The 9,109-nt window shown below is 43.0% G+C and carries 7 protein-coding genes, 5 tRNA genes and 1 pseudogene; 1 reads left to right on the top strand and 12 read right to left on the bottom strand.

What is annotated here, in order from left to right; all coding sequences use genetic code 11:
* From lspA to PHP87_RS09180, 11 genes are all read right to left on the bottom strand, one after another.
* A partial coding sequence (gene lspA / locus PHP87_RS09225; protein ID WP_299920562.1) for a signal peptidase II occupies positions 1–430 on the bottom strand: 430 nt, incomplete at its 3' end.
* A 154-nt stretch (positions 431–584) separates the two neighbouring features.
* Positions 585–689 (bottom strand): cyclic lactone autoinducer peptide, encoded by a 105-nt coding sequence (locus tag PHP87_RS11950; protein ID WP_366942922.1) that lies wholly within the window; start codon positions 687–689, stop codon positions 585–587.
* A gap of 16 nt (positions 690–705) precedes the next feature.
* Entirely contained in the window at positions 706–1,341 is a 636-nt protein-coding gene (locus PHP87_RS09220) for an accessory gene regulator ArgB-like protein (protein WP_299920560.1), read from the bottom strand.
* Positions 1,301–2,707 carry a sensor histidine kinase gene (locus PHP87_RS09215; RefSeq protein ID WP_299920558.1) on the bottom strand — a complete coding sequence of 469 codons (1,407 nt, stop codon included), beginning with the start codon at positions 2,705–2,707 and terminating at the stop codon, positions 1,301–1,303. The genes PHP87_RS09220 and PHP87_RS09215 overlap by 41 nt, the downstream gene beginning before the upstream one ends.
* Before the next feature lie 742 nt (positions 2,708–3,449).
* Positions 3,450–4,331 carry an MBL fold metallo-hydrolase gene (locus tag PHP87_RS09210; RefSeq protein ID WP_299920557.1) on the bottom strand — a complete coding sequence of 294 codons (882 nt, stop codon included), beginning with the start codon at positions 4,329–4,331 and terminating at the stop codon, positions 3,450–3,452.
* Positions 4,332–5,337: 1,006 nt separating this feature from the next.
* Positions 5,338–5,426, bottom strand: a tRNA-Leu gene (locus PHP87_RS09205).
* 326 nt (positions 5,427–5,752) lie between these two features.
* A tRNA-Cys gene (locus tag PHP87_RS09200) sits at positions 5,753–5,828 on the bottom strand.
* 126 nt (positions 5,829–5,954) lie between these two features.
* Positions 5,955–6,029 (bottom strand) — tRNA-Gly (locus tag PHP87_RS09195).
* An 8-nt stretch (positions 6,030–6,037) separates the two neighbouring features.
* Positions 6,038–6,113, bottom strand: a tRNA-Phe gene (locus PHP87_RS09190).
* A gap of 33 nt (positions 6,114–6,146) precedes the next feature.
* Positions 6,147–6,222, bottom strand: a tRNA-Asp gene (locus PHP87_RS09185).
* Positions 6,223–6,532: 310 nt separating this feature from the next.
* Positions 6,533–7,396: an NAD(P)/FAD-dependent oxidoreductase gene (locus PHP87_RS09180; RefSeq protein ID WP_299920555.1), complete on the bottom strand. Its 864-nt coding sequence runs from the start codon at positions 7,394–7,396 to the stop codon at positions 6,533–6,535.
* Between the two features lie 119 nt (positions 7,397–7,515).
* Between PHP87_RS09180 and PHP87_RS09175 the strand changes: the two genes are divergently transcribed.
* The gene (locus PHP87_RS09175) at positions 7,516–8,730 is read left to right on the top strand and encodes a cofactor-independent phosphoglycerate mutase (RefSeq protein ID WP_299920554.1); all 1,215 of its coding nucleotides are present in this window, start codon (positions 7,516–7,518) and stop codon (positions 8,728–8,730) included.
* A gap of 175 nt (positions 8,731–8,905) precedes the next feature.
* Here PHP87_RS09175 and PHP87_RS09170 read toward each other — a convergent pair.
* Positions 8,906–9,109: pseudogene (locus PHP87_RS09170) on the bottom strand (threonine synthase); the annotation flags it as partial.

The following is a 9,109-nucleotide window of genomic DNA, read 5'->3' as shown; positions in this document are numbered from 1 at the left end:
TTTTTCCATCAAGTAAAACCAATATTAGCAATAATATTCCCCCACAGACTATAGCGCTGTCGGCCAGGTTGAAAACCGGCCACCAACCCAGGTCAATAAAATCAATTACAAAACCATAGAAATAGCGGTCAATAAGGTTTCCCAGGGCACCACCAGCGATAAGACCGGTAGATACTGCTTCAAGCGGCGAAACCTTCCTGCGCCAGTTATAAATCACTAAAGCCATTATAACCAACAGCGCAGAAATAAAAAAGAGCCATGACTTCCCTGGCATCAAGCCAAAAGCGGCCCCTCTATTCTGTACATATGTTAAATAAAGGCCCCCCTCAATAATTATCCGACTTTCTCCCGGCAAAAATGATGCCAGAACCCAGGCTTTGCTTATTCTATCCAGTATTACGACCAGCAAAAGGCTACTCCAAAATCGCAAAATAAACCTCCCTGTTTTAGCATTAGCTACAGCAGCAAAGTATCATCAGTTTACGCAATTGACTTATAATAATCAAGCTCAGCTCCCAAAAAAGATCAGGGGATTTATCCCCTGATATTTAACAACAAATAGATAAGTAGCAAGTTATGGCCTTCTATTCTTTTTGGGGCAATTCGGGTTGATAAAGAAATAAAGGACAACATATTTGCGCATTGCTTAGTGTGATCAGTGCAAAGAAGGTGGCTAATGAAGTGCACATCAAAGAGCTAATTTTGCTAAACATTTTGACCCTCCTTCCGTATAAATAATTTTTCTATATACGCAAAAACTTGATCCAAAGTGGAAACAAATTTTTGTCCCCAACTAGTTAATGTAAAGGTCTGCCATAATATCCCTATCAGTATAGCATATGCCATATTAATGTCTTGTAAAATCTTCGCAACAATAGCCATTAAAAAAAGACCAAGAAGAACCAAAGCAGTCCTGTGTTTTAGCCGTTCTTTTTTTTCCTGGTTAACTATGGGATTTTTCAGGTCATCAACCGGTACCAGAAAAATTATTGCTCCAATAGAAACAAGCAATGTCATAGAAAACACCCAGATAAAACTGAACATAACAATATAATGAACCAAATAAGCCAAAAAAAGAAATACTACCAAGCTGATAATAGTACAACGATAGTATTTTCCGCAATGAACCCCGCCCGAATATCGCCTATACACCGCCGCTGCGAAAAAGGAATACGCTGTTTCCTTTAATAATCCCAGTAAAAAAGCAATGGATAGTATAAGGGCTATTTGAACCGCAGTTCCCAGGAATACTTCAGTTCCATAGCGGATTTCCTCTTGATTAAAAGGATGCTCAGATTTGCTAACCAGCCATTCCGCGATCCTTTCGGCTAGAGCGTGCATGAACTCCCCCCTTAGTCACTGAACCTTTAGGTATATAAATAGAGAAGACGGCCATATCCCCCCGGTTCTCTACTCTTACCAGACCATTTCTTTGCTCAAGCAGTTCTTTTACAATGTACAGCCCCAAACCTGAATGTTTACCGGTTTTAGTGGAAAAGCCCTTTTGAAACATCTTCTCTTTGATCTCCTCTTCAATATTACCGCAATTAGCCACCTCCACCACCTGCTTGTCCTTCTCATCAAAAATCTTCAACTGTACTATCCTCCGCTCCTCTTCCAGGTTCATCACAGAATCAAAAGCATTGTTGATAAGATTCCCAATCACCCGATTCAGTTCGTAGGTTGAAATAAGCTCTTGATCCATGAGGGCTTCTACGCTAACATCAAATTTGATGCCCTCAGACAAGGCTATCCCAGACTTGATATACAGGAGAGCAGACAAGCCCGGTTCACCTGTAACAACAAAATTATCAGATGAAATACTCTTGCCCATCATCTCTTCCAGGTATTTTTGGGCTTCCTCCAGATCCCCCAATTGCATCAATCCGTATAAAACCTGCCAGTGATTTACCAAATCATGTTTCTGAGCTCTTAATGCTGTGTAAAGCTCCTCAATTGAATCTAAATACGATGACTGAATCATAAACTGGCTTTCTTTATCAGTTAATTCAATAAATTGTATTATTAACAAGATAATAATTATGAAAAGTAATACTACAGCAATATTGGTGATATAACCAACAGTTGCACTTGAAATTGTCTTGAAAATATGGTTGGGTTGAACATTAAATACCGTAGCATTACAGACAATTTGTACAATAATCAGGGACAGCAAAGAAAATACCAATCCCAGTACTATATTCAGCCTTTTGCCATTTAAGTGCAGGGAATCCCCCACTCCCATAGCCCTGAAATCAAAAATATGTAGATTAAACTTCAAACATACGAAAATGATTATTATTGATAGAATAATTTGCGGCAACGGCATAAAAACCGCCAGTTGAGGCTGCAATACCATGTCGTCAAAGTTAATATTCATGAAATTAAGTATCAAGGGAGAAAACACAGATTCAGCCAGCACCAGGATAAGAGTACCAATAACTGTAACTAGAATAGACTTAAACAGGGATAACCTCCAAATGGGCATAATTATTACGGCCAAAAAAAGTGTAAGTATAGCAAAGGGAACCCCAAAAGGGAGAGACAGACTTCTTACCAGTGCTAGCGCTACCATATAACATAAGCCGGTCAAGACAACCTTTTTCGGCTGGGGAAAAATATGTACCAGAACCAGGCCTAGACTAGCCGACAAAGCACCGGAAACGAACCCAAACCCTAATTGCAGATATAGCGGAAATGGAAGCATCAATCCACCCCATTTTTCTCATTATAAATCTTCTAAACCACGTATTGTTTTTCCTGCTATTAGTATGGGTTATTTTCCCTGATTATTCAACCGATTAGTCCATTTATCATTCTGCTTCTTGTCCTTTCACGGTAAATCCCGAATTTCTATTGATTCCACTGCAAAAATTTTATAGATATGCATTAGCTTGCATAAATATACCGCTGCAGCGTCCTAAATAGCGCCCGAAGGTAGCATCAGTTGTGCCCGACAGGGCGCTACGCATGGGTAACACCTGCGGCTTGTCTCGCGGTCAAGGGGTACCGCGCTAACCTCCCATCCTGGTCGGCAACCTTAATAGTGACATCCGAAGTAAAACACCAGGAGTACCCGAAGGGTGCTGTGCCCATGCTTCGCCAACGCTCGCTTTCTATATTTATGCAATACTTTGCAACAAAAAGAGATTTTTGCAGTTAAGTCAATACTATATTTCTTTTATTGAGATAGATCGTTTTTTGCTTGAAAAAAATCTGCAGGTACTGCGCTAAATCTGGTAAAAGCAGTACCTGCATAACTACTTGCTGGCAAAACAATTCGTAAGCATCTTCTTACTATAATTACCCCATCAGGATAGATTTATATTATGATATTGTATAGGTGAGGGATAATTTGAAGCAAAAATCCCCTCGCCCCCCCTGCTCCTCACTTTCTGGTATGTTAGAGGAATATCCCTCTTCATTCTCAAATGCACTATTAATCCATATTACATCTTCGCCTTTACACTGGCAATTAAAAGGTGCATGGCCCCTAGCATCATACCTTCGGGGTAATAAGCCAGTCCTCCCTTGATATATCGTTTAAAGAGCCTATCGGCCAAATCCTTTTCCGCGACTCCTTCACTCAAGCAGCTTTTAATGTACTCAAATCCTTCTTCTGCTGCTTGCAGTGTTTGCTGGTAGAACTTATCCACTTCATCTCCCAACGGAATATCGCCATGCGCTACTCCCAGGATTTTCGCCGGATAGGACATAAGCTTTTTAAGAGTACTCATATAGTTATCATAGCCCTGGAAAAAGACTGGGGAAATCTCAGTTTCGCTGCTGCGGTAACCGGCGGCATCAGAAAGGAAGATAGCTTGATCCATTTCCAGATAAGCGGCAATAGAACAAATACTATGACCGGGAGCATCCAATATTTTAAGCTGCAACCCCAGCCCCAGATCCACAATATCACCTTCACCTACCGTACGATCTACCGGAATATTATCCAGTTCGGAGGTGTCCGGTTTTTCTTTTAAAAAACCGTTTTTGATATAAGATTCTGATACTATCGCATCATTACGGTATAAATCCTTTACTATCCGCTCCTTGGAAAGCAACTTCTGAGCCGAAGCACTGGCCAGCACCTCAGCCTCGGGAAAGATCTCTTTTAGAATGGGCAGACCACAGGAATGGTCAAAATGAGAATGCAAAATTACTATGTACTTTATCTCTGGCTTATCCTGCAGTTGGGACCACTGCTCTTGGAAAATTGTCGCAGCAGCTCTGGTTCCGCATTCCAACAAGGCTGCTTTTTCCTTTCCTACCAGGTAGAAATTGAAATAACCATTGCCCAATACCATTACATTCTCGGAAAGTTTTTGCATCGAATAATCCCCCTTCATTTTTTCTCCAATTCACGCCTTCCTTCTTTGTTCTCTATAAATCTACCATTATGCTTATTCTACTATATCCAGCTAGCTTCTGTCCGCTTTCTTTAGCCATTCTATGCTTGTTCCATAGTTATCCTGGGTTCTCCCCTCTCAAAACAATCTATCAAAAAAGTCTCATAGCCAGTAGAATTCATATGCCAGCTAGGACAGAAAGCATGAAAGTAGTAGAAGCTATGGGGGTCAAGGTAGTAAACGGAACCCACCATTAAAATCGTACCGGGATGGATCTTGTTCTGAATTCAGATCCGTCCCGGTTGCTTAATCGCTCCATCCTTCACAGCCTCAATAATAGCCTGTTCAATATACTCCTATCAAATAACCATCAAATAAACGATTTAAAAGTCCAATGTTTCGTTAGACAGCAATCCCCTTAAATACTCCTTAATCTCCGCTAAATTGCGAGCTGCGTGGGTCAAATTCAAAAACAAAAGAAAAAAGCTGAGATATTATCTCAGCGAAGTCGTGCCATACTCCCGGCAATAAATTACCTGGCTTCTTGGTGAAGTTTTAAGCACTTGTTGGTATCAGGCACTTGTTATAGCGTCCAAACACAAACTTGATACTCATTCGGCTCTTAATCAGAGCCGGCCCTGTCACAGGGGCAGCGTACCACTTGTAGAGATTAATCGCTGCGTTGTCATCTCGACCTTCGGTATAACCGCAACTTTCGCAGGTAAATATGCGAACAGTTGGGTTTAACTAGGTGTTGCCCATGCGTAGACTGCGAGCGGAATCAGTGGTTAATTTGCTTTAATCGTCTATTTCGTTTCTTTAGGGTACGCTTCTTGGCCTGCATTAACCTGCGATGCCTTTTGGAACCACGTTTAGAACGGTCTAATTTGCTTTTACAACCATAATATTGAGGTTTATTGAAATACTTATAGTATTTCGCCTTTCATCTCCCCATTGAAATAGGGGGGATAGCGGGTATCCTAAATAGTGGTGCCCGAGGCCGGGGTCGAACCGGCACGAGGGGTAAACCTCGCGGGATTTTAAGTCCCGTGCGTCTGCCTATTCCGCCACCCGGGCATGTAGTTTTTCACTTCTTATTTATCTCTAGCGCATGAATTAGTTTATCAAAACATGCTTCATTTTGCAAGTAAAATGCGTGAATGACTTGCCTTACGGTCCTACTAACCATTGGTTTCTTTTGGTAAGAAAATATATCCTGGGGACGATCCTTCTGATATATATCATAATATATCTCCCGTGTGAATCAGCGTCTATAATAACCTCCTGTAATACCCATGTTTTCATCCGGTGGTTGTGTCCCCGTGCATGGGAAGCTAATATGAAGAAGAATTTTTTCCATAAAAAAACCTTCCCCAAAAACGGAAGGCTTTCGTTTACTAATATGGAGGGCGGGACCGGATTCGAACCGGTGAATGGTGATTTTGCAGACCACAGCGTTAGCCTCTTCGCCACCCGCCCAAAAAACTCTCCTATGCTCTCATGCAGATCTTATTATAGCAAATAATTCGATTTAATAAAAGCAACAGATGATAAGCGTAATACTATTCAAAACAAAAGCGTTACTTAGTAACGCCTGGAATTCAATGGAGCGGAAGACGAGATTCGAACTCGCGACCCTCGCCTTGGCAAGGCGATGCTCTACCACTGAGCCACTTCCGCATTTTCAATGGTGCCTCGGGGCGGACTTGAACCACCGACACGCGGATTTTCAGTCCGCTGCTCTACCACCTGAGCTACCGAGGCAGGTTTATCTCCCTCGAGAAAATATGCTTTAAATGGCGAAGCCGAAGGGATTTGAACCCTCGATCTCCGGCGTGACAGGCCGGCATGTTAACCGCTACACCACGGCTCCGCAACGAAATTTATTATAGCATCAGCCTCTATTTTAGTCAACCATTAACAGCCCACTTTGTTTTAATTCTACGATTATAGTATAGAGCGACTTTGCCTTTATATTCTTTTACATGAGGCTTTTGTATAATACAAAAAATCAGCAAAGATGCCTTCTGGTAACATAATATGGGATCTTCATCTTCATAATTCTACTATATATTGAAATGATGTTTTGCTAAAGTTAATTATGCAAAACTCTCACATAGTAATTTGACCGTTATCTCTATAATTATGACAATGAGCGATATTTGTCATCTCCGCTACTTGGATTATTTCCTTCCCGCATATTTGCTGGCATTGAGGCCAGCTACCTGTCCTTCTCCTACTGACTTCGCCACCTGGTAGGGAGGACCGGTACAATCTCCAGCGGCAAATACTCCAGGAAGATTAGTTTCCTGCTGCCGGTTTACCTTTATGTGTTTATCCACTATCTCCAGGCCGGGTATTAAGCGGTCAGGGGCGGTTTCTCCGCCCAAAATGAACAAACCTTCAACTATTATTTCGCTACCATTCTTAAGCTTCAGGCCCTGAACAAAGTCAGAACCAATAATCTCCCCTGGTTTTCCGTTTATAATCTCTACTCTGGAATCGAGTTCCATTGTTCCCTGGTAGAGAGGTAAATAGTAAACCTTCCGGCAGATTTCCGCCATAAAGTTGGCTTCATTTTCTGCTTCGCCGCTGTATGCTATTAACAACACATCCTTACCCCGATAAATGGGACCATCGCAGGTGGCACAGTAGCCCAATCCCCGCCCCAGCATATCTTCTTCCCGGGGTATTGTGGGTTTATAGGGGATGCCGGTAGCTATAACAATGGCCTTGCTCTTTAGCAATTCACCTTTGACCAGTATACTATATACTCCCTCAGCTTCGTTTATGGCTTCCGCTTTACTGTTTATGATTTCAGTGCCCATTTGCAGAGCATGTTCCATAAAACAGGCCAGCAATTCTTCGCCTCTAACTCCAGGGATACCCAGGTAATTATTGATTTTCTGCGCCTTGTGTAAGGGCGGACTGCATATCTCTGCCCCGATTACCAGCACCTTCTTGTTTCGTATGGTCGCATTTATGGCTGCAGATAAGCCCGCCGGGCCACATCCCAGTATAGTTATGTCGTAAAAATCATGTTTCATAATAAGAACCACCTTCTTAGTTTATTATTTAGCATATCCTTTTAGCTTTATTTTTTTCGTAGTAGTTCCCTATTAATGTTATACTCAATAAAAATAAATGGCAACAGGAGTGATAGTCTTTGAAATATTTAGTAATCCTGGGAGACGGGATGGCTGATTATATTATTCCGGAACTAGGGGATAAAACTCCCCTGCAATATGCCCATACCCCATATATAGATTTGCTGGCCCAAAAAGCCGTTATCGGCCAGGTCAATACCATTCCACCCGGGTTCCCCCCGGGAAGCGATGTGGCTAATCTCTCAGTAATGGGTTATGATCCCAGCCGTTATTATACGGGACGATCCCCTCTGGAGGCAGTAAGCATGGGGGTGGAAATGGGGGATGAAGACCTGGCTTTACGCTGCAACCTGGTATGCCTGTCAGCTGAATCAGAATATAGTGAGCGCAAGATGCTCGATTACAGTGCGGGGGAAATTGATACCCGGGATTCCGCCGTGTTGCTGCAGCTCCTGGAAAAAGAATTGGGCAGCGCTAGTTTTCATTTTTATCCCGGTATCAGTTACCGGCACCTACTGCTATGGAAAAACGGATTAGGTCGAGAAATAATCTTAACTCCCCCTCATGATATTTCCGGTCGCCCGATTAAGGATTACCTGCCCCAGGGCCGTGATTCCGCCCCTCTCCTGGAAATAATGAGGAAAAGTTCTCTTATACTCCAGCAGCATCCCCTTTACCGTGTTCGTCAGGAGGCCGGACATAATCCCGCAAATTCGGTATGGTTCTGGGGGGAAGGAAGCAAACCTTCACTACCAAGCTTTCAAGAGAAATTTGGCCTTTGCGGCTCAGTGGTGGCAGCAGTAGACCTGGTGAAAGGATTGGGTATTTCTGCCGGGCTCAGAGCGGTCACGGTGGAAGGAGCCACCGGTGGTATCCATACCAATTTTGCCGGTAAGGCCAGAGCGGCTTTGAACGAATTGAAACAGGGCCAGGATTTTGTCTACCTGCATATCGAATCTCCTGATGAAGCCGGGCACCAGGGCAGTCTGGAGAAAAAGCTCTGGAGCATTGAGCAGCTCGATAAAGAGGTTGTTGGTCTGGTAATAAAAGAAATGGAAGAATTCGATGAACTGCGGGTATTGATTCTACCGGATCACCCGACTCCCCTGTCCATTCAAACCCACTCATCCGAACCGGTGCCCTTCCTGCTTTTTGATAATAACCAGCCGCAGGTAAATCCTGGTGGGGTTTATAACGAAATAGCCGGCAGCCAGGGTATGGTTTTTGAAAAGGGCCAGGAGCTCATGGAATTTTTTATTCGAGGGAAATTATAAAGGGGCTGTAAGAATAACTGAAACTGAAAGCAATAGGGATGTTCTTTTTGCTTTCAGTGTTTAAAGAAAAAGTGAGGGAAACAGCCTGGCAATAAGAGGTTATTTCCCTTGGCCCTCACTCTGTTTTCATTGCGACTAATGCCTGCCAGTATGAGAATTACCCGACAAAGCCGGTTTATCCCAGCTGCAAAAAGGACATAACCATTTCTTCCATCCCCTGCTGGGAGCAGACACTGCGATGTCTGATTTCCCTTCTATCCAGCTCTTGCAATCCTGCAGGTATAGCTACACCGGTATGCTGTGAGAGCAACTTCATTAATTCAAATTCATCCTTGCCCCTCATCTCTTCAGGCTCCAAAACAGCCTGAGCCACGCTGCT

It is taken from the genome of Syntrophomonas sp. (genome assembly GCF_028707975.1).
GTDB lineage: Bacteria > Bacillota > Syntrophomonadia > Syntrophomonadales > Syntrophomonadaceae > Syntrophomonas.
The sequence above is the reverse complement of the archived record's forward strand: the minus strand, read 5'-3'. Positions and strand labels throughout refer to the sequence as shown.